We start from the raw sequence: 24,013 nt of genomic DNA, 5'->3' as shown, positions 1-24,013 counted from the left end.
GTATTTCTATTATTTAATGATAATGTAACGCTTCAATCTCCTCAAAATTATTTAAGCAAGAATTTTAAAATTCATATTCTAAGCTATATATGATTTTTAAATATACTATATAAATCTGTATGCATTTCCGTACATTCAAATCATAATTGATTGCCGCTAATTTTTTAAGTTAAAAGCCAATTTGGCTCAATATGTAGCTTCCTACAGCCCCGCCAATTTGATTCAAGTGGGTGACACGTAAAGGCAATGGCTTTCTTTGCTCTAATAAACATTTTAATGTGATTTGTTATTTTAAATGATGTCGTGTTATCATCTTTTTAGTTTATTCATATAGCTATTAACACAGTTTTAGTTATACCTTCTCGACTTATTTCATAATGTGCTAAAATGTCCAATTGGCTTCCATTACAAATTGGTTCATCTGGTATTCCTAATGATATAAATCTACATGCAATACCGTATTCCATAAGTAATCTTGCAATCGCTTCTCCCAGCCCTCCATTTATGCTGTGTTCTTCACAAACAATGACAGATCGGTGGGATTTGCAAAATTCTAATATAGATGCGCTATCTAAAGGGCGGATTGTTGGTACACTGACAACTGTTGGTATAATTTTATATTTTTGAAGTTCTTCAGCTGCATCAAGACAAATCTGAACGGTTTCCCCAGTTGCAAGCAAGAGAATATCTTTTCCCTTTTTTATAACAGAAGCTTTGCTGATATCGATTTTTGCAGCGTTACTATGAATATTTGTAATAGCACGCTTTCCTAAACGTATATAAGCAGGCATAGGACTGCTTAACGTCGAGAGAATTGCAGCCTCCGTTTCTTTATTATCCGCAGGAGCAATAATGCGTATGTTAGGAATGGCACGAAGCGAAGCAAAATCAGAAATGGCATGATGAGTAGCCCAAGTGGCCCATAACTAATCCCAGCACTAATACCAATTAACCGAACAGGATTTTCACAAATAAGCAACATCTACCTTTATTTGTTCAAGTGCACGCGTTGTCAAAAAGCAAGCCTGCGAAACAACAAAGGGCTTTTTTCCACATGAAGCAAGACCAGCAGCAACACCTACCAAATTTTGTTCAGCAATTCCAACTTCTACAATACACTCTGGATAGCGCTTTGCGAATTGGTCAATCTTCCCAGATATTCGTGAATCAGCCGTTAAAACAACGATATCCCTATCAAATTGCGCTATTTTTATAAGGGTCTTATTGACAATTTCGAGGTTGGAAAATTTCACAGCAGTTTGTGTCTGTTGATGAGGATTATCCATATTCATGCTCCCATTAATTGAATTTTTGTCTCAATTTCATTGACAGCAAGATTATATTCTTCATCTGTTGGAACTTTATGGTGCCAAGTTATGTCATTTTCCATGTAGGAAATTCCACTCCCTTTTATTGTGTTCATAATGATTGCTGTTGGTTTGTCTTTATGGAATGGAGATGATGTTAAAGATGTTTTCAGTTGCGTTATATCGTGATCATCGATTTCTACAACATGCCAGCCAAAACTTGTAAATTTATCTGCTAAAGGCTCTGTTCTCATTAAAACATCTGTTGTACCTGTAATTTGTAGTCGATTTCTATCGACTACTGCTATGAGATTGCTGAGTTTATAATGTGCTGAAAAAAGTGCAGCCTCCCAAACAGAGCCCTCCGCCATTTCGCCATCGCCAAGAAGTACAAAAACACGATAGGATTGAGAATTCATCCGTCCAGAAAGAGCCATTCCTGCACCAAGAGACAAACCATGTCCAAGAGAACCTGTACTTTGTTCTATACCAGGAACTTTTTTGGTGACATGACCAATAAAATTTGATCCAAAACTCAAATAAGTATCAAGAAGTTGAGGATCAAAATATTCCATTTCTGATAATACAATATACAACGCTTCAACCGCATGTCCTTTACTTTGAACATATCGATCACGATTAGGATCATAAACACATGTTGGATTTATTTTGAGGATATATCTGTATAAGATATAAATAAAATCAATACAGGAAAGACTCCCAGCTGTATGACCGGATTTTGCTTTTCTAATGAGATCAAGTATTCTAAGGCGTAGACGGAGAGCATAAATCGCATCATCAATATCTGTTTTGTTGCTCGCATAAGCCACTTCTTATCCCCCCCTTAGCAGATTCACGACCATAATAAATTTCTAATTCTCTATATTAGAATTATTAATGTATATTAATATTTATTAAAATGAAATAATCAATAACATCACCGTTAACCAATAACCACAGCAGCTTGTTTTGTTCCCTCATTTGGCTCCAAAATCATGATTAAAATTTAGATTGAGGCATTTTCAAAAATTGACTAACTTGTTTTTGTATTAGGTTCTTTTCTTTAAGAATTGGACTCATTTTGCTAGAAAACTGCCCTTTAATAGGCATTTCTCTAAAATCTGCAAAACTAAGACCTATATCAATATTAGAACTGCCGCGAAAAACATTTATCATTTTAACTCTTTCTCATTATTCTGCTAATTATTGGAAAAGCATAAGATCATTATCAGGAGGAGCTAAGCGTAATAGAAGCGTATCATATCCCCAACGGGCAGCGACACTTAGAAAAAATATGATGATAGAACCAATGACTATTGCTGTTTCACTCTCTTCAGGTGGTATTAGTGGTGTGCTACCTAACATATATCCCACAAAAATTAATAATAAAAATATGAAAGACGCTATTGTCATAAACTTTGTTAACAGAATAACTGGTTTACGAATAAACAAAAGAAAAAGGAATATTTTCAATATTTTTGCTAATATTCTACCAACTATGGAAAACACTTTACGTATTATAGCTATCAGAATTGGTCGTTTGGAAACTGGATTTTTCTCTTCTTTTATATTTAGTTTGCTCGTCGATAGAGTGTCCATTACCCCTTCCATATTTGTATCTATAGAATGCTTTAAACTATATGATACGTTTTTATTTTTAAAAGAAGGCGTCCCCGCGTCTGTTATTTATGCTACTGTAGCAACCTTGTAGACAATATTATCACTTTCATAAACATCACTATTTATTCCCCCCCCCCCCATACTTCATCTTATGATTTTTGCATTATCATAAACTTTTGCGTTCATACCAACAATATCATTACCATAAATCTCACCAGAAATTTTTGCAAAACCATTCATCCTTGCATTACCATAAACTTTTCCTCTTGGTTTAATACAGGAAGAGTCGCAAATTTTGGCATCTTCGAAAACATGAGTATCATCACTAACTTGTGTGGTTTCATTTATAAATTTATACTTTTTGAGATACTATTCATAACGAACTCCTCTAGGTTTAAAATTTCGAATTAACATCCTATTAAAGATGTCTAGTGCTCAAAAACCAGTCTAAAATCTATTGTTACGCTTTTCCTGTGAAGAATATGATATGATATAATTACATCCGATAAAATCACTATATATGCTTTTTGTAGTATAAAAAATAATCAGTTTTAAAATCTTTGGAAAGATTGTTTGATAATTTGTCCGTTTTAAGTTTGTGTTGTGATCACTTGAGTATTTATATCATAATATTTCTTATTAACTTTTCTGTTTAGTCTCACCTATAAACTCTACCTTTTAATCATGATTTTGAAGCCGCGTGATGAGACAAAATAAACCACTATGATTTATTGGGATCTAGGACACCATCATACACTCTGTAAGGATTTCTTTGACCCTAAAACCTAAAGCTTTTTAACTTTCTCAATAAACGCAGATCTGATCTCATGACTTTAGTGAACAAACAGAGAGTTTGAGAGACGGTAGCCTCTCATTAAAAAACAAAGTTTGTAAGTAAAAAATTACTTTTATACCAATTTCCTGAAATTACTTTATTATTTAAAAAGCATTTTTGGTCGTATACGCAACGATCAATAGGAAAATAAAGCCTTAAGTTTGATAGTAAAATTAGCCTCTACGTGGTCGCATCGCTAATATACTAGATGTTTATATCTCTTTTTTTATACTGAGGATTTCTAAAAAAGGGATATTTTATATCCTTGTGATAAAGGAATTTCCATTAACGAAGAACCCTTCCTTTTAAAAAATTTTAGAGAACTCAACGCTAAAAAACAGAAAGCAACTTTATAGTTGATTTTCGAATAAAATAAAAACTTTTTAAATTATAGTGCATAACATTATATTCTCTATTAAAAAATATCATTATACAACCTTAAGTATTTGATAAATAAGATTTTAATTACAAAATAATTTAAATATTTATTACATATTTTGTACGTAAACAATAAATAATTATTATTTATTTTGTATGTAATTATTATTTATGTAATTCTTAATAAGACGATCAAGAAAATCACCACCATCTTCATTAAGATCATCAGCTAAAGACCAAAAATTATCTCTTACTGTCGGTTCAAGTGCGAGCGTTAATCGTGCGGTTTTTAAACTACGCCGCCTACGTCCACTCCCACTAGCACATTTTTTTTCTATGCTATGACGCGTCGTAAAACCATTTTTTTGACCTATCTCGTCTAACTCTTGTTCATTTACTTTTTGTGCCTTTGTAAATGGTTGTAAATTTTCAAAATTTGGCAATGAAATTTCAGCCCTCTTTGTCATGCTACTTTACCCTTTAATAAATTCTCATTATCCAATATTTTCACAACAGCATTAGCGAAAACCATTGCATTTTCTTGTGCTGCTTGAGGATTATTTACATCCGTAGGCGATAAATCAAAGAGAGAACCTCCTATTTGAAAAAGAGCACTATAAGCTGCTCTTTCAGTTAAAGAAGCGGATAAAATAGGAATATTAGATTTTTCTAATATCTTTTCTATATGCTGTGCTTCACGACTATTTAAGGTATTTGTCATTGAAAATACAATGCGAAAAGGTATTTTTCTTCTAAAAAATTGACTCTGTTGTGTTATCAAAGTGATAATTTTTCCTACTTGATCTCCGTCAAGTTGTTTTTTTCTCATAGGAACCAAAACTAAATCTGATCTCCCTATAGCAAAAGAAGCCGCGAGATTAGCAGAACCTTCAAGATCAACGATAACAAATGGAAACCGTTCTACAGCATCATCAATGCAAGAAACAATATTCTGTTCTGTAATATTTCCAGAAACTTCTATATTTTTCAGCACTGTATCTACAGATCTTTTCATCCATGTCACAAGTGGTTGATTTGGATCCGCGTCAATTAATTTTACTTTAGATCCAGCTTTAGCAAAAACGTTAGCTAATACTAATGCCATTGTTGATTTTCCAACACCACCTTTTGTTGAACACATAGTAATGACAGGCATTAAAATAATCCTTATGCATTGAATAAACATTAAATAAATAATATGTACTTATTACCTATTTATTAATTATTGAAACTTATTGCTACCCCAAAAGATGAAGTTTTCCACCATAATAAACAAAACTTAAATACGTAATAAATATTTATTACGTATTTTATATGTAATTATTGACAATTAAGTATATAGTCCAGCATGTAAAAAATATGCTCCAACTTACAAATAACCATCAACGTGACATATTTCTCCTTAATTTTCTTATGCTTACGCTTAATGTAATTAATTTTTACATTACTGTTACATACACTCGATAGCTCTATATTGATAACTAAGAGGATTTTTCTACGCCTTCATTAGCTGTTACAGCAAAAAAACAAATTACGCTGAAGCAGAATTTACTACAGCACCTTGGTGTTAAACTAAGTGAAAAGATTAACCGTGATAAATTATCGGTGGTGAACTTCATATGGCATCACAGCCTACAAGTACAATTAAGAGCTTTATTGGGCAATCTTCTGGAAAACTAAAAAACCACTAACTATTGAAGAAATGAACGAAATTACCGCTTTTAGTTGAGCAGGAAAAAATAAAGATTTATGTAGATACAAATGTTCTAGACCGCACTGTTTTACAAGATAATAAAAAGCAAGATGAAGCAGAAAATAAGATTTTAAGAGAAGCTCTCTCATAGCTATTTTTTTTTACCTTCTCTATGCGAACTTATTTGAATACTTCTCCGAGGTGCAAAATGATCAAAAGAAGATGTAGCTGGGATGTTACGTGATCCGCTAGCAATCAGTAACATAGTAATGAATCGACCAACTGTTGAAGCAAGACTTGCTATTCTCGGAGCTAGTGGAAATTTTACTGATGGAATTATATCTTATAAGGGTAATTGGCTAGACTGTAAAAACCTTTGTTTCATTCGGTAAATTGGCAATATAATATTTATATCATACTTCATGATATGATATCTCATCTAGTGAGAAATGAAATACCTGTTATACTCATAAGACACACCGCAAACGGAAGCGTCACGAATTCTTGTTGAAATATTCTCTATATAGGATACCATGTCAGAAAACCGCTACTGAATCACGGAGAATTTGTGAGTAATATCCCTACTTATCCTGTTACTCCAAACCTACTGTTGATATACGTATCAAACGTAGAGCGTTCTACCACTTTTTACAAATTCATCTTCAAGAAAGAGCCTGTATTCATCTCACCACGCTATGTTGCATTTGCTTCTTCAGGTGATGCACTTTTTGCACTCTGGTCTGGGGGCGATGTGCCTGAGGAAAATGTGCCTCGTTTTTCAGAAATCGGCATTATGTTGCCTACTGGAGAAGACGTAGATAAACTCTATGCGGAATGGCAAGAGCAAACCACCGTTGAGATAAATGTCTTAAAGAAACCGTATACTGATGTATTTGGACGTACCTTCCTCATCAAAGATCCCGATGGACATATTATTCGTGTTTGTCCACTGGATTAAAAAGCCTTAGGCCTGATCTTTAATAGCCTGAATTATAATAAGTGTCCGTTTCCAAAACCTATAAGCTATACACGCTAGAGGTTTATTTACGATGCGTGGTTATTCGTTTGGAGCAACCCATTTAGCCCACTATTCTAGCAGAGAAGCTGGGCGTGGTGCTCTTGCCGCTAGTCGTTCTGATATTGGAGGTCTAAAAAGTTTAGCATCAAAATTGAGAGGAGAATAATTTCAAAATACGGAGTTTTTAAAGGATTTCATCAATTTTTGTTTAAGTTCCTGATACAGAGCAACAAGAATACGTAAATCAATACCGCAAACCGTTATAATTCCATGACTACGGCTTCGCGCTAAATAGCGTTTAAAGTTGCCATAATCCCGCATAACAATGAAACCACCATATTATTATATTTGCCAGCCCCCCACAATATTGCTACACCCCTTGCATTGAGACAGTTCATTATAAGTATTTTACTCATTGTCTTGTACAGTTTTTATCCATACAGCAATCCCACTTTTGCTGCGCAAAGGGATGATTTTGATTGATTCAAGATAAACAAATCTGGAATGAGAGAAGCTTACAATTTTCAGGACTCTCATTTAACATGCAAAACAATAAATTATCTTTATAAATCAGTATATTGCTTATTATAGCTGGTAGCGTTATTCTCTTTGCTAACTTCCAATTTTGCTAATAGCTTTTACATCGCAATGGTTCATAAGAACTATTCTTAGTATTTTCCCAAGTAATTTTTATAACGATCCTATTTTCAACGTATAAAGAAATGATTCTGATTATTCTATTATGAAAAAGACTTAAAACTAAGAGAAAATATTCACGATTCTCATGCAGCACACAAAAAGATAGATTATCTCTTATAAATCAATATCTCGCCTTCTTACCCAAAAAAATCAACAATAAAACGTTCATAAATAACAGTAAGAGTTTCCATTGCTTCAAGGGACACACATTCATCAACCGTATGCATGGTTTGCCCTAGTAAACCAAATTCAACTACAGGACAATAATCTTTAATAAATCGTGCATCCGAAGTTCCTCCCGAAGTTGAACATTCTGGTCTATTTCCTGTCACAGTTTTAATGGTATTTGATAACATGTTAACGAGTTTATCGTTTTTCGTCAAAAAAACATCTCCCAAACTTGGAATCCATTCTAGCTGATAATAGGGAAATTGATCACACTTATTTTTTGGTTGCACCAAAGCAAGACGCTTTTCAATTTCTGACATGAGTGTTTCTTTTGTCCAAAGATCGTTATAGCGTATATTAAAACGAATGATCGTCTGCTCTGGAATAACGTTCACAGCAGAATTCCCCGTATCAATAGTTGTTAATTCTAAATTACTTGGTTGAAAATTTTCTGTGCCTTGATCTAAAGTAGTTTGTGTCAACGCCTGAATAAGTTTACTGACTAAAGGTAATGGATTAGCTGCACGCTCGGGAAAAGCAACATGCCCTTGACAACCTTGAACTGTGATAATACCAGAAAGCGATCCTCGACGACCAATTTTGATTACATCACCAACATATTTTACACTTGTTGGTTCTCCCACAAGAGCTGCAGTCCATTTTTCGCCTTTTTGTTCTGCCCATTTGAGAAGCTTAACCGTACCATTAAGAGCGGGACCTTCTTCGTCACCGGTAATCAGAAGACTTACTGTTCCTTTAATAGGTTGTTTTTCAAGAATCCGAGCAAGTGCTGCAACAAAACAAGCTATCCCGCCCTTCATATCAACAGCCCCTCGCCCATATAATTTTCCCTGATCTATTACGGCTTCAAAAGGAGGATAAGTCCAGCTTTCCAGTGCTCCTGGTGGCACAACATCCGTATGACCTGCAAACATAAGATGCGGACCTTCTCTCCCCATCTTGGCATAAAGATTTTCAACATCTTCTGTATTTTTATCTGAAAAAACAGGACGCTCAACGTGGAATCCTATCTTTGTTAGAAATTGTTCCAAAATTGATAAGACACCCGCCTCATGAGGTGTAACAGAAGGACAACGGATAAGCGCCTGTAAGAGTTGGACAGGATCTGTAAAGACAGGCATAAGCACTCTTCCAATCTGAATTTAATAATTATTGAAGATTATTAAGCTGAATTACAAAAAAGATAAAGAAAAAACATTGAAGACACTCAGCAAATCAAGCAGGGGAAGACAATATTGCTGAGGCTTCAATGAGTTCCTCATCACATGATGAAGCACATACATTAATGGGGTGCTTTATAAAAAGTTCCGAAAAATATTATTTTTTCGCGCGTTTTTTATGTTTCTAGCTTATATGAATTAAAATTGATCATTTGCAGCATATGACCATTTTTCTTCAGCCAAGCGCGATAAGTTTGACTTTCAGGACAAAGCTTTTCACAAAGAGCCCAAAATTTTGGGCCATGATTCATTTCGATAAGGTGAGCTACTTCATGCGCAACAACATATTCAACAATCTCTTTTGGCGCCATAACAAGGCGCCAAGAAAAAGAGAGACATCCTCTTATTGAACAGGAACCCCAACGACTTTTTGTATCTTTATAAGAAATCGATTTTACTTTACGCTCTACTTTATCTGCATAATATCCCACCAATGGCGTTATAATGAGTGCAGCCTGTTTTTTTAAAACATCAGCAACACGTCTTGGCAAATATTCTAATGAACCATAAACGATAATTTGAGGCCCTTGTTCTCCATTCCCTGTCGTAATTTCTGTTATTCCACGCCCTGCTTTATGCCTTATAGTATGCATAACACCTAATATAGGAATTTTTGTACCATCTTTGAGATCAGAACTTTCACAAAAATTTTGTACACAAGCAAAACGTGCCTCAATCCAAGATCGGTGCTTCTCAACAAAATTTTGAACCGAACAAAGACTGATCGCTGGCGGTGTTGTCACGCATATTTCTTGATACCTCGCATCAATCCGTAATGTTAGACGGCGCGCGCACCTATGTTCCCGTATTCGCAGAGGAACAGTACGATTAGAAATAACAAAAAGCTGATCATAAATGGTCATACATTATGTCTTTATCATTAATAAATTTGACCTTTATTCTGCATTAATTCTGTCAATTAATGACTTCAATGCTGTTCCGAGGCACTCCAAATCTTGCGGCCGTGAAAATCTATGGTCTGCATCACGAACAAGCGTCAACGTTACATCATGTAACGGCAAATGGTTAAGTAAAGTCAATGTATGCTTATAGGGTATCTCCACATCTTCCATTCCTTGTAGAATATGGATTGGGCACCCAACATCAATGCATCCCTTCATAACGCAGTTGTCTCTGCCATCTTCAATAAATGCTTTTGTAAAAGGAACCGGCTCCGTATAACTAATAGAAGATCGTTCAATATGCTCCGTGTCTTCTAAAATTTTCCACGCCTTCACACCTAACCCTGATTCTATCAATGTTTTTGTAAAATCAGCAGCAGGTGCAATCAAAATCATGCCAGCAAGCTTCTTATTTTTCTGCGCTAGCAACATAGCAAGCCTTAAGGCAATCCACCCCCCCATAGAGGTACCAATCAAAATTTGTGGCCCCTCACAATAGCTCTCAAAAACCGCTAAACTTTCCTGAATCCAACGTGAAATCGTTCCTTGAAAAAAATCACCCCCCGATTCTCCATTACCAGAATAATCAAAACGTAAGCAGGACAAATCATTCTTCTGAGCGAACTTATCAACAAATATCGCTTTATCCCCTAACATATCAGATAGATAACCAGGAAGCCAAACTAAACCAGGAGAACAACGCCCTTTGCGATGGCGGACTGCAAGAGCAGTGTTTTCAAACGAAAAAAACTGACAAGGAATATTTTGATCCATTATATTTTTCCTTCATAAAACATCCTTACTATAAAAGGAAAATTCTATCTTTCAAATTAAACTTAAAAGTTATAAATTAAATATGAAAAAAGCACGAAACCTAGTTGTTTTTTTGTGCATAATTGTATATTAAATTACGTTGTAGATGAATCAAAATTAAGGAGCATTAACCATTCGCAAACCGTTTAAAATAACACCTACCCAGAAAGATGGACCGCGTTCAAATCAGGAGATTCGAGTTCCTCGCGTTCAGCTTATTAATGATGAAGGGCAGCATCAGGGGATTATTACAATACAAGAAGCGCTTGCTATGGCTGCAGATGCAGGGCTTGATTTAGTTGAAATTGTACCAAATGCAGAGCCGCCCGTTTGTAAAATCGTCGATTTGGGTAAACTGAAATATCAGACCCAAAAAAAAGCAGCAGAAACGCGTAAAAAACAAAAAGTCATCGAGATTAAAGAAATTAAGATGCGTCCAAATGTGGATGTTCATGACTATTGTGTAAAGCTCAAAGCTATTCATCGCTTCATTGGTAATGGTGATAAGGTAAAAATTACTTTGCGTTTCCGTGGTCGTGAAATGGCACACCAAGATCTTGGACTAAAGCTTCTTCAGCGGGTTAAAGAAGATACAAGTGAGATAGCTAAAATCGAATCTGAACCAAAACTTGAAGGCCGTCAAATGATGATGGTAATAGCAGCTAAATAATTTTTCCATTGGGAGTAATCTATAAAATACAACCCATATACGATTGAGTGTATAAATGCGATTAATAACACCGCATAGGATTGAAGCGGTGTTGTTAAGTTGAAAAAATGTATGCTAACTTCTCTATTTAAGAAACTTTTTTATCAAAAAGATTAAATGTCTTTAATTAAGAATGCTTCGATCTTGCATAAAACAACGATAAAATATAGAAGCACTTCATGATCAAAAAACAAATTTCCGCTTTTGATAAACAGCTTATCATACGTCTTTTGCGAGAAAATTTTCACAAACATGCGCGCTGGTACAGTGCAGCTATTTTTTCAATGGTCATTATTTCCTGCACAACAGCAGCCAGCGCGTGGATTATGCGTGATGTTGTCAATTATATTGTTGATGCAAAAAATTTTAGTATGATTGTTTTGATCTCTAGCATCGTTGCTTTCATTTTTATTCTCAAAGGAATTGCAACTTTTGCTCAAACTTACTTTTTGAGCAAAGCAGGTAACAGTATCGTTGCTGAACAACAGCGTAGAATTTATGCTCGCCTTATGGAACAAGGCGTTTCTTTTTATCACAATCATACTTCGTCTGATCTTCTTGTTCGTGTAACTCACAACGCTACAGAAGCACGTAATGTCATTGATACAATTATAACAACTTTTGTGCGTGATTTGCTTTCCGTTAGCGGTTTATTGCTTGTTATGTCTATTCAAAATTTTACGTTAATCGCTATTACTTTAATAGTAGGACCATTGGCTTTTTTAGGGGTCAGAATGGCTTTAAAACGTGTTCGCAAACTCGTAGAAAAAGAACTTCTTTCACTTAGTGAAATTATCAAAATTGTACAAGAAACTTCTATTGGTATTCGCGTTATTAAGGCTTTTTCGTTAGAAGAATTAATGAAAAAACGTATGAATAAAGCCATTTTCCATGTCGAAAAACAAGCAAACACTATTGCAATACTTCAAGCCATTACAAACCCTATTATGGAAACACTCACGGGTGTTGTAATTGCGGGTATAATCTGTTTTTCCGGCTATCTTGCAACTCAGCGTACAGGTGTTCAAGGTGAATTTATGTCTTTTATTGTCGCTTTGCTTCTTGCTTATGAACCTGCAAAAAGACTCGCCAATGTACGTGTGAAAATTGAAGCTGGTTTGGTTAATATTCGTACGATGTTTGAAATTCTTGATCATCCTCTTACGGTTATAGAACATGAAAAAGCTAAAGATCTGGATCAAACACAAGGATCTATCCGTTTCGAACATGTTTCCTTTGCATATACGGATAATCAAATGGTGTTGAAGGACATCAATCTAGAAATAGAACCTAGAAAAATGACAGCGTTGGTAGGACCATCTGGTTCAGGAAAATCAACTCTTATTAATCTTATTATGCGCCTTTATGACCCTACAAAGGGACGCATATATATTAATGATCAAGATATTCGCTATGCTACATTTCGCTCCCTGAGAAATCTGATAGCCTATGTAGGACAGGATATTTTTCTCTTTCAAGAAACTGTCAAATATAATATTGGGCTTGGAAAAGAAGGAGCCAGCGACGATGACATTATCAAAGTAGCAAAAGCAGCCAATGCTCACGACTTTATTATGGATCTCCCAAATGGCTATGATACACAGATAGGTGATAATGGCTGTACTCTTTCAGGCGGACAAAAACAACGACTCGCGATCGCTAGAGCAATGCTTCATGATAGTGAAATCCTCATTCTTGATGAAGCAACAAGTGCTTTAGATTCCCACACTGAAGCGCAAATTAATGAAGCCCTCCATCATCTCACAAAAGGACGCACAACTATCGTCATTGCTCATCGCTTTTCAACAATTGTTCATGCTCATAAGATTGTTGTCATACAAAATGGACAGCTGATTGAACAAGGTACCCAAAAAGAATTACTCGCAAAAACAAACGGTTTTTACAAAAAACTTCATAACATCCAATTCAAAAAGAGCATATCCTAGTTTCTAGATATTTCAATAAAGTTTGAGAGAGAGAAGCAAGACAGAGAGTTATGTTCTTTTAAAAAAAACAGGGTAATATTATGTAGAAGCATTACATTAAGTGCAGCAATCAGAAAAAATCATTTTCCTACACATCCCAAAAAAAATTAGCGCATATAGATATCATTTAAGAAAAAAATAAATCTGTCTCTCAGGATCATTTCAATTTAAAAGTAATTGGCAAACATTGAAAACTAGAAAAATAGCATGACGATGCCATTTTGTATCTTACATAAGCAAGATAGAGTGTGCGCAATGAATTTATATTATACTCAATTTATGAACAATTTTACGTTACATTATTCATGGAGAGTTTTGCATTATACTCTTCACGGAAAGAGCTCGTATCACACCCCATTTATAGGCGTCGCCATAAAATGAATGAAGGCAATGAGAAATATTAAACACAAATATATAAATGAAAAGTATAACAACATACAGTTTTTCATAAAGAAATATGATTTTATGAGAAATCGTGACAGACAAAAAATAAGATATTTTAGATCTACCTTTCCAAGACTCAATAAAAAGACTTTTTCTTTTATGGGATTTCTAATATATGCTTCAATTTTCTGATAATTTAAATTTTCTGATAATTTAGAAAATTAAAAACATAAAATCTGAGAAATTAGAACTGCAGTCTTTAATAGTCTTTTTCATAAAAGACACCAATACTAGAATTCTTTTCATTCCCTATAGAACCTTTAGCTTTGAGATGATGAGAAATATCCAAATTAATCGTTCCTTTCGTTGTTCCATTCGACCCTGCTTCAAGACCTAAATAAATGTTATTGTGTATATAGCGGCCAATACGTAAGCCTGTATTCCCTTTTTCATCAATGATAACATCGAGATCATCAAGACCAATTTTAGCACGTAGAGTATTCAATAAAGATGTATTAGAGGGACTGACAAGATCAGCTGCCGCTGCCGCAAGCTGGGCAAGCTGAAATGGTGATAACTCATTAAGAGAGCGATTAAAAATCAAACGCGCTAAAATCTCATCTTGTGGCAAATTCGGTTGTGACGAAAAATGAATATCAAGATTATCAATTGTTCCACTTACAGTCACAGTAACGCGAATATCATCACTATTATGGTTTGTTACAAAATCAACTGTAGGATTCAGGTTACCACTAAAACTCGCTTGTCCTTGATCAAAGTTAAGACGTTGTGAAAGAATATCAAAACGTCCACGTATCATCCTAAATTCACCAACTGGATGCACGTCATCTAATGGACCCGTTAGATTAATACGCCCTCCCAGTTCCGCATCTAACCCTCGTCCCCGTACAAAAAATTGATTCTGTGCAGTAACCCGCATATTTAACTTTACAGTAGATGAAGATTCTTGAGAGACAGGAGCACTTTTATTGGTGTTCTTAATATCAGCACGTTCAAGTGTTTTTTGAATTGGCTTGGTTAAATTCTCATTTTTAATATCAAGAAATTTTGTGTTTTGAAAACGATCAGGAACCAAAACTTCAGCTTTTTCAACTGTAACATCACCATCAATAACAAAATCATTCAGAAAATAACCTGTCATTGTCATCTTGCCTGACAATGTTGCAAGAATCATAGAACCATCATTATAATTAGCGTGGTCAAGGTGAATGATCAAATCTGAGTGTAGATCATTAAAGATACGACCTGAGGCAGAAACTAACCCTCCCTCTGACGAAATAGCTGAAGCTTTTTCTATCAGCATATGATCGCCATTCAATTTTCCTTCAATTGTTATATTGTTCAATCCCGAATTTATTTTTGAATCAAAAAAACTGCCATTGTCTATAGAAAGATGTCCTACTATCTGTGGCTGAGATAAACGACCTTTTAGTATCGTATCAATTTTTGCTGTGCCCGTGACATATGCACCACGCTTCGCTAACAACGAGTCAGCAAAAGCAAGAGGCATCGTTCCTTTAATATTCAATGTCGTCTCTAAATCATTGAGAGAAATAGGGCCATTTATAGAGAGATTTAATCCTTTATCTCCTGTTGCTACTATATTCTCGATATGAAAAGTTGATTTTTTGTAAGAACCACGGGCATTCGCATCTATTGAGATAGCTCCTTTATGGGTCATAGCAGTCAAGCTTTGGCTGGAAAGATCAAAATGAACAGATGGATCTTTCACTGTTCCTCCAATATCAATTTTGCCTACCACCGTTCCTCCAAGTGCTTGCTTTTCAATAAAACTATTGATCAAATGGGCAGGCAAATTTTGTAAATCAACATGAAGATCGAGTTTGCTTCTATCCAAAGATACACTGCCATGTGCTTGTGCTTGTGCTCCTTCTCCTGCTAAATGTGCATTTAAAGTAAGATTTTGGTCTATTGTCTTACCTGTAACAGAGAGCATAAAAGGCGTTATTTTTTTATCTTGAAGAACAATAGTTGTAAGCTCTTCTCCTTTTATATCATAAATCACCTCAGGTTTTTTGAAACTACCACGAACCATAACCTGACCTGTTATCATACCAGTGGCTCCAAGATCTGATTTCCATAAATTAACTAAAGCAGCAGGAAGGGCATTCATTGTAAAATTCAGATCAATAGTCTCTTGCACATTTCCCGCAAGCGCAACTCTACCCCCATTAATGGCAATTTCTAATTCATCTATTGTCATTCCATCGTTATTAAAAACAATCATAGCTGGTTTAGGCAATGTCGCATGGAAATTAGATTGTTTAATATCTATGGTTTCAATTTTCACTTCTCGTTTTATGCCTTTTGGAATTTCTACCATAATCATATGACCAGAAAACTGTGCATTTGTATTATTAGGCAACATCGCTTGAACAGTAAAATCTGTTTGTCCGTTATTGTTATGAGCATGGACATTGAAATGATTAACAACCATCAAAGGTGTTTGCATACGCTCTCCATCAATAAAACCCTCAAACTGTGTCATGCCAAAAGGATCAAAAACATCCGCCTCTATTGCTAATTTTTTAATTTTATTTTCTGCAAAATCTAAATGGTCAACGCGCGCCTTTAGATGAGCCTTTTGTCTGCCATTTTCTTCGTCAAAAATGAAATCTCCTTTTATTTTTCCGCTACCTTCCTGCAAAAATAATGCGGCAAGAGGTGAAATATCATCAGCATCAATATGCAAAGCACCTTTCACAAAACCTCCAACTTCTTGAAAAAAATCACCGGTTATTTTTGCGTTTCCTCCTCTAATCTCGATATTTTCAAATTTTCGAATCCGATTGGAGTCTTTAAAAGACGAAGATAAATGCAAAGGTTTCTTGGCAAAAATTCCTTCACCTTTTATAGAACCAGATAAAGAAGTCGTCAGTGATGTATTATCCACCACTGTTTTCATTGTAAGTGTTGTGTTTTGTAGTTTCTTTCCTACTAAAAATGCTTCAGCAACATGAGCCCGCGTGTCAAGTTTTATAAGACTATTGTGCCCTCTAGCAGTACTTTGAACGGTAAGTGTCCCTTTTATTCTCGGATCCAATCTGGCAAGATCAGATAATTGAGCATAAAAATCCATTTTAGCGCTCTCACTTGAAACATACCCATCGGCATTTATGTTTGCATATTGGCTTTTCAAATCCAGACGACGCAAAATGAAATTTGTCGCATCATAAGCAGCGCCACCTGAAAGAATAAAATTGCCTTTGAAGAAACGGTCGAAAGATTCTATACCTATCTTCATATTGTCAGCCATTCCTGATAATTCAAGATTAAAAACGCCACTCATTAAACCGATTGTTCCTTTGGCTTTAACATCTGCGCTACCAGAAAGTGCCTGTTTACTCAATAAACTAAAAGGTGCTAGTGTTTGGGTTTTTAAACCAAGATCACCTTTAAAAATAAAGTGATCCACTTTGCCTTTTAACCAAGCAGAAAAACTCTGCCCTGTAAGACTAAAATCATGAATTAAAATGGGTTTTTTAGAAAAAACATCCGTATCTAAATGCATATGAACTGTTTCGTCTAGCTCTTCTACCGATGCACCTTTACGTTTTTCAATTCCTTTGAGTATCCCTTTAATCTGAATACCAACATGGCGAGAAACTGCATCATCAAGGTTTTCGCTCACCCCTCCCATATCAAAAATTGCATCACGAATATGAATATTTTTATTTCTCATATGATGTACAACAAGACGTCCATTCCAAGATTGTTTTCCTTCGCGACCATAATCAATATTTAAAGCAAGCTTATCCGCACGCATTGGTACTTCTGATGCTGATAAATGCGCAGATCCACTCTCCTTATTAAGAGCTATTTTACCATCAACAAAAAGCCGCCGCAAAAATCCATCTGCTGTTATTTTGGCATTGGCTATGACATTCATTGCTTTACTCTGAAGCGCCATATGATCAAGGTGTGTCACTCCTTCTTTTGTCATTCGCGCCTGTGCATTCAACGTGACATCAGATTCGAAAAGATTACGATATTCAGGAGGCATTAAAGAACCAAGCGCACCCACTAATTTAGTGGAAAAACTATGTCCTTCTGCCACATTTGCAACAATAATATTACCATCTAAAATAGGAGAATGATCAGCTTCCAAACAAAGTTTAACAACCAAATCATCGAAAGTACCATCGCCTTTAATGGCAAGATTTAGGGCAGGATGCTTTTCAATATGCAAAATATTCGCCAAAATACCATTTTGCGGTTCATCTGCAGAAATATCAATCTGAGCCGTACGACTGCTATTGGATATTTTTGTTAAAACAGAAAAAGATCCCGGTGCATCTAAACGATGTGCTGCTATATCAACATCAAAGTTACCATTCGCTAAAGCAAAATTTCCTTTTAAAGATACATCAGCAGAAAAACCAAAAACATCCTCCTTAAACATTGCATGCTCAGCTGTAAGCGTTTTGATAGAAATGGCAAGTGGTAATTTAGGTAAAGAAAGCTTCTCCGACGCAAGAGAAGAAACAAGCGAAGAGCTACTTCGTGGTCTGCGCAAAAATGTAATCTGTTCCACTGAAAGCTGATTGATATCTATGCGCCCTCTCAGCAACGCTAGACGATTCCAATTCATTTGAGCATTGGTAATTTTGAACCAGACCCCTTTTTTATCACTGACAGTAATAGCATCAATTGATACTTGGGAAGACAGCGTCCCTTGTACATTATGTAAACGAACGCGATGATTAGGTGCTGAAAGTTTGCGCTCAATCAAAGAAACAAGCCATGAAGAGTCATCTGTATGCGTCTCATTAGAAGATGAACTACCTATCTGCGTAAAAACAAAAGTACTCACCAAAAAAAATAAGAATCCAAATAAGAAAACTGATAAACGCACCTTTTTTTTCATTAAAACGCTTGCCCTATACCCACATAAAAACCAACGCGAGGATCACCTTTTTCCCGCTTCAAAGGAAAGGCTAAATCAACACGTAAAGGCCCAAGACCCGTCATATAGCGCCCTCCAACACCCGCTCCCCATTTCACTTTTTGAGGAAAATCAAAATGTGCCTTTCCCCCTACAAAACCTCCATCAAGAAAACTGACTAATCCTATATTATCACTTAAAGAAAAACGTAATTCTGCTGCCCCTTCAACAAGTGTTCGGCCCCCAATAACAGCATCATTGTTTGTTTTAATACCAATATTGCGGTAAGCATAACCACGAACAGATCCGCCCCCACCAGCAAAAAAGAGTATATCTGAAGGTACTCGTTCTGCATCGCTTCCAAGAATTGTGCCAAGCTTTGTTCGCGCCGCAAAAACAATACTATCCTTTTCATCCAACGCCCAGTAAGAACGACCTTCCATGGTCATTTTTGCTACAAAATCATTAGAGAATACTTCATAAAAAGGTTCAATAATCACCTCACCATATAAACCTTTTGTTGCGTTAAACTTATTATTACGGCTATCGTAAATAAAACCACTGGGTAACCCAATAGTTTTAAAATGACGATTTCCAAAATAGATATCACGTGAATAACTATTAGAAATTTCTATAGCAACCTGTCCCGATAGACTATTATTAAAGATATGCGTTATACCAAACTTTCCTCTGATGGCTTTTATCATATAATTATCTAAGATATCTTGCTGTATTTTCAGTTCTGTCCTAAAGTCGGTATCAGGAGTAAGTATACCAGGCTTGATAAATATGCCACCGAGCAGATAATCAAAATTTTTCAAATTGTATAATTTATTTTTATTGCCTCCAATACTGCTTATTTTCGTCTCAATTTTAAGATGCTCTGCATAGCCAAAGAGGTTATTATGCATCCAATAAGCTTCAAGACCAGCGCCATCTAGCGTTGAATAGCTACCACCTGCTCCAAAACGGCGTGGTTTACGTTCTTCTAAAACAAGCGTCAGCGGTAAGCTACCATCAGGATTAATTGTATCAGCTTCATGTATATTTATAGCACGAAAAACATTAAGTCGTGTAAGTCGTTCACTTGCTTTTACTAACGCATCAGAATTATATTTTTCCCCTGACTTTAACCCTGTCATCCACGAAATAAAGGCTGAATCAACACGTGGTTTCTTACTAACATTACGTACGTTTAAAGAACCGTAATAAGCTTCTCGTCCAGGATCAACAGCAATACGCGCATCAATAAGACGTGTAGCATGATCAGCAACGATCTCACTTTTCATAATTTTTGCTTTAGCATAACCTTGTTGACGCCATCCTTCAACCGCCCACCTTTCAGCTTTCAGAATGGTTTCAGATTTGGCAACAGTTCCAACTTTATAGCCTAACTCTTCAATTGTAGGTATTTTATAGAATTTAGATTTTGCAGTTGGAGCAACTTTATTGATACCCGCCACGCTTAAAACATATTGTGGACCTGCATCAATTGTAATAACGATATTGGATTGTGCTGGAAGCTGAGTTACCGGACTCACATCAGCAACTTCTAAACCATTAATTTTAATACTAATCACACCGCCATAACGTCCATCAGCATAAAGAGCAGAAAGAATAACGCGATAATCTGAACGGGCTTTAGCTAACAAACCAGAAGAACTAGATGATGCTTTATCTTTATCAGCAAAAAGAGAAGACACTGCCTTCACTATTTTAATACCTTCTGATGGTGCACCAGGTGGAGTTACAACATCAATTTTATAAAATTTCTCTGTACTATTGACATTATATGGAGAAGAATTTGTTTTCTTTTGTCCAAAAAGAGGAATACCAAGAAATTCGAATGCTGCAAGTGGCTGCGAAAAAGCAAAAACGAAGCATAGACCTATAATTATACTGCGCATAGTTTCTGATTTTAATAAAAATACCTTATGATATACCATAAAATCAGATACCTTCAATACAGTTTTACTCTAAATAAAATCAAACAAGAAAAATAAATATATATACCGCAGATATTTTGCATATTTTAGCACATTAAATAACACCTTTTCTCGCACAACAGCTTGCAAAATATAATGTCACCATTCCCTTATATCTACAATATTCTATACTTCTATGTAACACAAATCATCTTGCTCTTTTTTTCCTAACATATTCATTTGGTTTATTATAAATGTTTTATTCAACTGCCTATAATCATAGTTAAATTTGTGCAAATAACTCTCTATGATTGCACAACAAAATCCTGCACGTTTATATAGATCTCTCTATTCTAAAAACCATAGAAACACTCCTTGATTTTTTTGTACAGATATGATTGTCTTTTTTAAGTCAGACAGGGGGGAGAAATAAACCGATGATAGCGCGTGTAACAACTGTTGTTTTTCGCGGTTTAGAGGCAATACCTGTCGATGTACAGGTGATGATTTCTTCTGGTAAAATAGGAATGGCTATTGTTGGATTAGCCGATAAAGCAATAGCAGAAAGCCGTGAACGCGTGCAAGCAGCTCTTCATGCTTGTGGGCTTTCTATGCCCAATAAACGTATTACCATTAATCTTGCTCCTGCTGATTTACCTAAAGAAGGATCACATTATGATTTACCAATTGCTGTAGGCTTAATGCTTACTATGGGCATTCTTCCTCCAGAAGTAGCGCAAGACTATGTCATTTTAGGCGAATTATCACTTGATGGTTCTATTACAGCTGTTAATGGTGTTCTACCAACTGCAATAACAGCTTTATCTCTCGATAAAGGACTTATTTGTCCCCACCCATGCGGACCTGAAGCAGCATGGGCAAATGCAGAAATGAATATTCTCGCTCCTGAATCTCTTCTCACCATAGTGAATCATTTTAAAGGAACTCAAATTCAAAAACGCCCACAACCACGCCAATATACTATTCAAACTGAACTTCCAGACCTTTGCGAAATTAAAGGACAAAAAACTGCCAAACGTGCATTAGAAGTTTGCGCAGCTGGACGACATAACCTTTTGTTTGTAGGTCCTCCTGGTGCAGGAAAATCTATGTTAGCCCAACGCTTACCTTCTATTTTACCACCTCTTGATAGCCGAGAACTTTTAGATGTTTCTCTGATTGCTTCTATTACAGGAAAAACAATTCATAAGGGTATTTCACTCCATTGCCCATTTCGTGCTCCACATCATTCTGCTTCCATGGCAGCAATGATCGGTGGTGGGCTTAAAGGGCAACCAGGAGAAGTCTCACTTGCACATAATGGCGTTCTATTTCTTGATGAATTACCTGAATTTTCTCCACAGGTTCTTGATTCTCTTCGTCAACCGTTAGAGAGTGGTGAATGTGTGATTGCCCGTGCAAACCACCATATCAGCTATCCTGCTCGCATCCTACTTATTGCCGCTATGAATCCTTGTCGATGCGGCATGGCAGGAGAAAAAGATTATGTTTGCTCTAAGGGAACACGCTGTCAAACCGATTATCAATCCCGTATTTCTGGTCCTCTACTCGATAGAATTGACTTACGAATCGACGTTCCTGCTTTAACAGCTATGGATCTTATGCAATCAGAACAATCAGAAAAAAGCTGCTATGTCGCAAAACGCGTTGCACGATGTCGTGCCATTCAAGCCAAACGTTTTAAAACTCTCGATCTTGACCACATTCGTACCAACGGTGATTGCCCTGCTAAAATTATTGAACAAATTGCCACTCTTGACAAAAGCGCTGCTAAACTCTTACGGAATGTAAGTGAAAAAATGCACCTTTCTGCACGCGCATATCACCGAATTCTCAAAGTTGCACGCACCATTGCTGATCTCGATGAAGCAGACTATATTGCTCGCCATCATCTCGCGGAAGCTATTTCCTATAGACTGGGCACTGAAAGACTAACTGCTCTTACCTAAAAACTTATCAATAAAACCCTATCGGAAAATAACGCAGATAAAGCTCTGCAAGTTTGCCATCATCTTCTAAAGATTTCAGAGCATAATTGAGTAGATCAATTAATTTTTCGTTCTTTTTTGCGACAGCAAGCCGCATTCCTTGTCCCAATAACTGTGGAGCCATATACGCCCCTCCAATAAAATGATAGTAATCAACGTTTTTTTGATTATTTAACCATAAGGATAAAGCAAATCCATCATCAAAAATCAGATCAATTTTGCGATCCTGTAGCGCTTGATAGAGCTCTTTCCTGTCTTTAAATCCTTGCCATTTAGCTTCAGGAAAATAATTATGAAATAGCTTTTCATGAGCGCTCTTCAATAATAATCCAGTACTTAAATGTATCAGTTTCTCGTTTATTGGCTCATCGAGTTTCACAAATTGAGATGCAACAAATCGAGCCGGAAAACGTAAATAGGATCTTGTAAAAACAACATCTTGATGTGTTTTAATTGTTTCTTTTAAACCAGCAACAATTACTTCTGCTTTACCATCTTTGACATGGTTTACAAGCTCTTCCCAAGGAACAACTTCTACTTCACAGAGTTTTTCAAGGCTTAATTTTGAGCAAATAGCGCGTAATAAATCAATATTGTAGCCCGTAAGATGCCCCGTTTGATCAAGAAAATTAAAAGGAGGAAAATCAAAAGTTGTGACAAAACGCAAACGAATTATACCTGTTGTACTGGGTTTTACCAAATGTTCACGTAAATTAAAAAAAGAAGGCAGATTTCCAGCTGTTTCAGCTTCTGTAAAAGAGGAAAGCAAAAATCCCCATGCTAAAAATAAAGCTCTAATAAGAATACTAAATCCATTTATCGGTTTCCTTACTGTCAAAATCTTTCCCCCCATTTTTTAAAGATAAAATGCAATTCTTCTCCGTCATAATATCTAACGCACTTAACTGAAATATCTGGTACTCGAATAAATTAAATTTCTACTACTCTCTGAAATTGCCAAAAAATTTGACAGTTTCTACATGGTTTTCAAAATATATTGGGGATGTTAGGATTTTTACGTAAAATTCCTCACATAAATACACAAAAAATTGTCTATGAGAAAAGCGATTACTTTAGCGTAAATTATAAATGAAATTTTCTATTATTATTTTTTCTCAGGATCTTTGCTCTATCAATAACATTTCTCGTATTTTTTCTAAACCAAGTATAAAGTTTTGTTTTAAAGAAAATATATCCTGATTTTTCTAGAAAGAATAAATTATATACAGATTTAATATCCCTATACAATTTTATAAAAACTATTCGTAATCTCAAAAATTATAATGCAAAATTCATATCTCTGGTTTTAAAGCATTACGACAAAAGTAAATAAAACAAATATCATATATCCTACAAAAATGTTCATAAAAGCATAAAAATAGATTCTTCATTATCATGAA

The 24,013-nt window shown here is 35.6% G+C and carries 19 protein-coding genes and 2 pseudogenes; 8 read left to right on the top strand and 13 right to left on the bottom strand.

Annotated elements, in window-relative coordinates; all coding sequences use genetic code 11:
• Positions 1 to 164: 164 nt before the first annotated feature.
• The 4 genes and pseudogenes from ABID39_RS01155 to ABID39_RS01140 form a co-directional block, all read right to left on the bottom strand.
• A complete protein-coding gene (locus ABID39_RS01155; RefSeq protein WP_354185191.1) occupies positions 165 to 272 on the bottom strand; it encodes a type II toxin-antitoxin system RelE/ParE family toxin in 108 nt (35 codons plus the stop codon).
• Positions 273 to 326: 54 nt separating this feature from the next.
• Positions 327 to 791: a transketolase C-terminal domain-containing protein gene (locus ABID39_RS01150; protein WP_354185379.1), complete on the bottom strand. Its 465-nt coding sequence runs from the start codon at positions 789 to 791 to the stop codon at positions 327 to 329.
• Positions 771 to 1,286, bottom strand: a pseudogene (locus tag ABID39_RS01145) (transketolase family protein); the annotation flags it as partial. The gene ABID39_RS01150 and the pseudogene ABID39_RS01145, both read right to left, overlap by 21 nt.
• A gap of 2 nt (positions 1,287 to 1,288) precedes the next feature.
• Complete coding sequence (locus tag ABID39_RS01140; RefSeq protein WP_354185189.1) at positions 1,289 to 2,137, bottom strand: transketolase; 849 nt, start codon at positions 2,135 to 2,137, stop codon at positions 1,289 to 1,291.
• A 251-nt stretch (positions 2,138 to 2,388) separates the two neighbouring features.
• Between ABID39_RS01140 and ABID39_RS01135 the strand changes: the two genes are divergently transcribed.
• The gene (locus tag ABID39_RS01135) at positions 2,389 to 3,018 is read left to right on the top strand and encodes a hypothetical protein (RefSeq protein ID WP_354185187.1); all 630 of its coding nucleotides are present in this window, start codon (positions 2,389 to 2,391) and stop codon (positions 3,016 to 3,018) included.
• A gap of 1,265 nt (positions 3,019 to 4,283) precedes the next feature.
• Here ABID39_RS01135 and ABID39_RS01130 read toward each other — a convergent pair.
• Together ABID39_RS01130 and ABID39_RS01125 are read right to left on the bottom strand one after the other, a co-directional pair.
• Complete coding sequence (locus tag ABID39_RS01130) at positions 4,284 to 4,607, bottom strand: hypothetical protein (protein ID WP_354185185.1); 324 nt, start codon at positions 4,605 to 4,607, stop codon at positions 4,284 to 4,286.
• Positions 4,604 to 5,296 carry a nucleotide-binding protein gene (locus ABID39_RS01125; RefSeq protein WP_354185183.1) on the bottom strand — a complete coding sequence of 231 codons (693 nt, stop codon included), beginning with the start codon at positions 5,294 to 5,296 and terminating at the stop codon, positions 4,604 to 4,606. The genes ABID39_RS01130 and ABID39_RS01125 overlap by 4 nt, the downstream gene beginning before the upstream one ends.
• Before the next feature lie 374 nt (positions 5,297 to 5,670).
• On the opposite strand from ABID39_RS01125, the pseudogene ABID39_RS01120 reads away from it, so the two are divergent.
• The 4 genes and pseudogenes from ABID39_RS01120 (at position 5,671) to ABID39_RS01105 (ending at position 7,017) form a co-directional block, all read left to right on the top strand.
• A pseudogene (locus ABID39_RS01120) lies at positions 5,671 to 5,869 on the top strand (AbrB/MazE/SpoVT family DNA-binding domain-containing protein).
• 197 nt (positions 5,870 to 6,066) lie between these two features.
• Positions 6,067 to 6,225: a hypothetical protein gene (locus tag ABID39_RS07900; protein ID WP_435521293.1), complete on the top strand. Its 159-nt coding sequence runs from the start codon at positions 6,067 to 6,069 to the stop codon at positions 6,223 to 6,225.
• A gap of 176 nt (positions 6,226 to 6,401) precedes the next feature.
• The gene (locus ABID39_RS01110) at positions 6,402 to 6,791 is read left to right on the top strand and encodes a VOC family protein (RefSeq protein WP_354185181.1); all 390 of its coding nucleotides are present in this window, start codon (positions 6,402 to 6,404) and stop codon (positions 6,789 to 6,791) included.
• A gap of 91 nt (positions 6,792 to 6,882) precedes the next feature.
• Positions 6,883 to 7,017 (top strand): hypothetical protein, encoded by a 135-nt coding sequence (locus ABID39_RS01105; RefSeq protein WP_354185179.1) that lies wholly within the window; start codon positions 6,883 to 6,885, stop codon positions 7,015 to 7,017.
• A gap of 2 nt (positions 7,018 to 7,019) precedes the next feature.
• Here ABID39_RS01105 and ABID39_RS01100 read toward each other — a convergent pair whose 3' ends face one another.
• From ABID39_RS01100 to ABID39_RS01085, 4 genes are all read right to left on the bottom strand, one after another.
• Positions 7,020 to 7,172 (bottom strand): helix-turn-helix domain-containing protein, encoded by a 153-nt coding sequence (locus tag ABID39_RS01100; RefSeq protein WP_354185177.1) that lies wholly within the window; start codon positions 7,170 to 7,172, stop codon positions 7,020 to 7,022.
• 515 nt (positions 7,173 to 7,687) lie between these two features.
• A complete protein-coding gene (gene dapE, locus ABID39_RS01095) occupies positions 7,688 to 8,860 on the bottom strand; it encodes a succinyl-diaminopimelate desuccinylase (RefSeq protein ID WP_354185175.1) in 1,173 nt (390 codons plus the stop codon).
• 215 nt (positions 8,861 to 9,075) lie between these two features.
• A complete protein-coding gene (locus ABID39_RS01090; RefSeq protein WP_354185173.1) occupies positions 9,076 to 9,822 on the bottom strand; it encodes a M48 family metallopeptidase in 747 nt (248 codons plus the stop codon).
• 33 nt (positions 9,823 to 9,855) lie between these two features.
• A complete protein-coding gene (locus ABID39_RS01085) occupies positions 9,856 to 10,635 on the bottom strand; it encodes an alpha/beta hydrolase (RefSeq protein ID WP_354185171.1) in 780 nt (259 codons plus the stop codon).
• A 190-nt stretch (positions 10,636 to 10,825) separates the two neighbouring features.
• Here ABID39_RS01085 and infC point away from each other — a divergent pair, with 190 nt between their 5' ends.
• On the top strand, positions 10,826 to 11,344 hold the full coding sequence (gene infC, locus ABID39_RS01080; RefSeq protein WP_354185377.1) for a translation initiation factor IF-3: 519 nt from the start codon (positions 10,826 to 10,828) through the stop codon (positions 11,342 to 11,344).
• A 218-nt stretch (positions 11,345 to 11,562) separates the two neighbouring features.
• Positions 11,563 to 13,329, top strand: coding sequence for an ABC transporter ATP-binding protein (locus ABID39_RS01075; protein WP_354185169.1), 1,767 nt, complete (start codon positions 11,563 to 11,565; stop codon positions 13,327 to 13,329).
• Positions 13,330 to 14,011: 682 nt separating this feature from the next.
• On the opposite strand, the gene ABID39_RS01070 is transcribed toward ABID39_RS01075, so the two are convergent.
• Both ABID39_RS01070 and ABID39_RS01065 read right to left on the bottom strand, forming a co-directional pair.
• Entirely contained in the window at positions 14,012 to 18,661 is a 4,650-nt protein-coding gene (locus ABID39_RS01070) for a translocation/assembly module TamB domain-containing protein (protein WP_354185167.1), read from the bottom strand.
• Positions 18,661 to 20,625, bottom strand: a complete 1,965-nt coding sequence (locus ABID39_RS01065; protein WP_354185165.1) for an autotransporter assembly complex protein TamA — start codon at positions 20,623 to 20,625, stop codon at positions 18,661 to 18,663. Before ABID39_RS01065 ends, ABID39_RS01070 begins: the two co-directional genes overlap by 1 nt.
• 416 nt (positions 20,626 to 21,041) lie before the next feature.
• On the opposite strand from ABID39_RS01065, the gene ABID39_RS01060 reads away from it, so the two are divergent.
• A complete protein-coding gene (locus tag ABID39_RS01060; protein WP_354185163.1) occupies positions 21,042 to 22,574 on the top strand; it encodes a YifB family Mg chelatase-like AAA ATPase in 1,533 nt (510 codons plus the stop codon).
• Positions 22,575 to 22,581: 7 nt separating this feature from the next.
• On the opposite strand, the gene ABID39_RS01055 is transcribed toward ABID39_RS01060, so the two are convergent.
• Entirely contained in the window at positions 22,582 to 23,451 is an 870-nt protein-coding gene (locus tag ABID39_RS01055; protein ID WP_354185160.1) for a transporter substrate-binding domain-containing protein, read from the bottom strand.
• Positions 23,452 to 24,013: the final 562 nt, after the last annotated feature.

The organism is Bartonella japonica (genome assembly GCF_040545385.1).
GTDB lineage: Bacteria > Pseudomonadota > Alphaproteobacteria > Rhizobiales > Rhizobiaceae > Bartonella > Bartonella japonica.
This window is presented reverse-complemented; position numbering and strand designations above follow the sequence as displayed.

Bases quoted from the DNA above. Each gene is read 5' to 3' on its own strand.
- ABID39_RS01155 (WP_354185191.1), bottom strand. From the start codon at position 272: ATGTTTATTAGAGCAAAGAAAGCCATTGCCTTTACGTGTCACCCACTT.
- ABID39_RS01150 (WP_354185379.1), bottom strand. From the start codon at position 791: ATGCCTGCTTATATACGTTTAGGAAAGCGTGCTATTACAAATATTCAT.
- ABID39_RS01130 (WP_354185185.1), bottom strand. From the start codon at position 4,607: ATGACAAAGAGGGCTGAAATTTCATTGCCAAATTTTGAAAATTTACAA.
- ABID39_RS01125 (WP_354185183.1), bottom strand. From the start codon at position 5,296: ATGCCTGTCATTACTATGTGTTCAACAAAAGGTGGTGTTGGAAAATCA.
- ABID39_RS07900 (WP_435521293.1), top strand. From the start codon at position 6,067: ATGTTACGTGATCCGCTAGCAATCAGTAACATAGTAATGAATCGACCA.
- ABID39_RS01105 (WP_354185179.1), top strand. From the start codon at position 6,883: ATGCGTGGTTATTCGTTTGGAGCAACCCATTTAGCCCACTATTCTAGC.
- ABID39_RS01100 (WP_354185177.1), bottom strand. From the start codon at position 7,172: ATGCGGGATTATGGCAACTTTAAACGCTATTTAGCGCGAAGCCGTAGT.
- dapE (WP_354185175.1), bottom strand. From the start codon at position 8,860: ATGCCTGTCTTTACAGATCCTGTCCAACTCTTACAGGCGCTTATCCGT.
- ABID39_RS01090 (WP_354185173.1), bottom strand. From the start codon at position 9,822: ATGACCATTTATGATCAGCTTTTTGTTATTTCTAATCGTACTGTTCCT.
- ABID39_RS01085 (WP_354185171.1), bottom strand. From the start codon at position 10,635: ATGGATCAAAATATTCCTTGTCAGTTTTTTTCGTTTGAAAACACTGCT.
- ABID39_RS01075 (WP_354185169.1), top strand. From the start codon at position 11,563: ATGATCAAAAAACAAATTTCCGCTTTTGATAAACAGCTTATCATACGT.
- ABID39_RS01070 (WP_354185167.1), bottom strand. From the start codon at position 18,661: ATGAAAAAAAAGGTGCGTTTATCAGTTTTCTTATTTGGATTCTTATTT.
- ABID39_RS01065 (WP_354185165.1), bottom strand. From the start codon at position 20,625: ATGGTATATCATAAGGTATTTTTATTAAAATCAGAAACTATGCGCAGT.
- ABID39_RS01060 (WP_354185163.1), top strand. From the start codon at position 21,042: ATGATAGCGCGTGTAACAACTGTTGTTTTTCGCGGTTTAGAGGCAATA.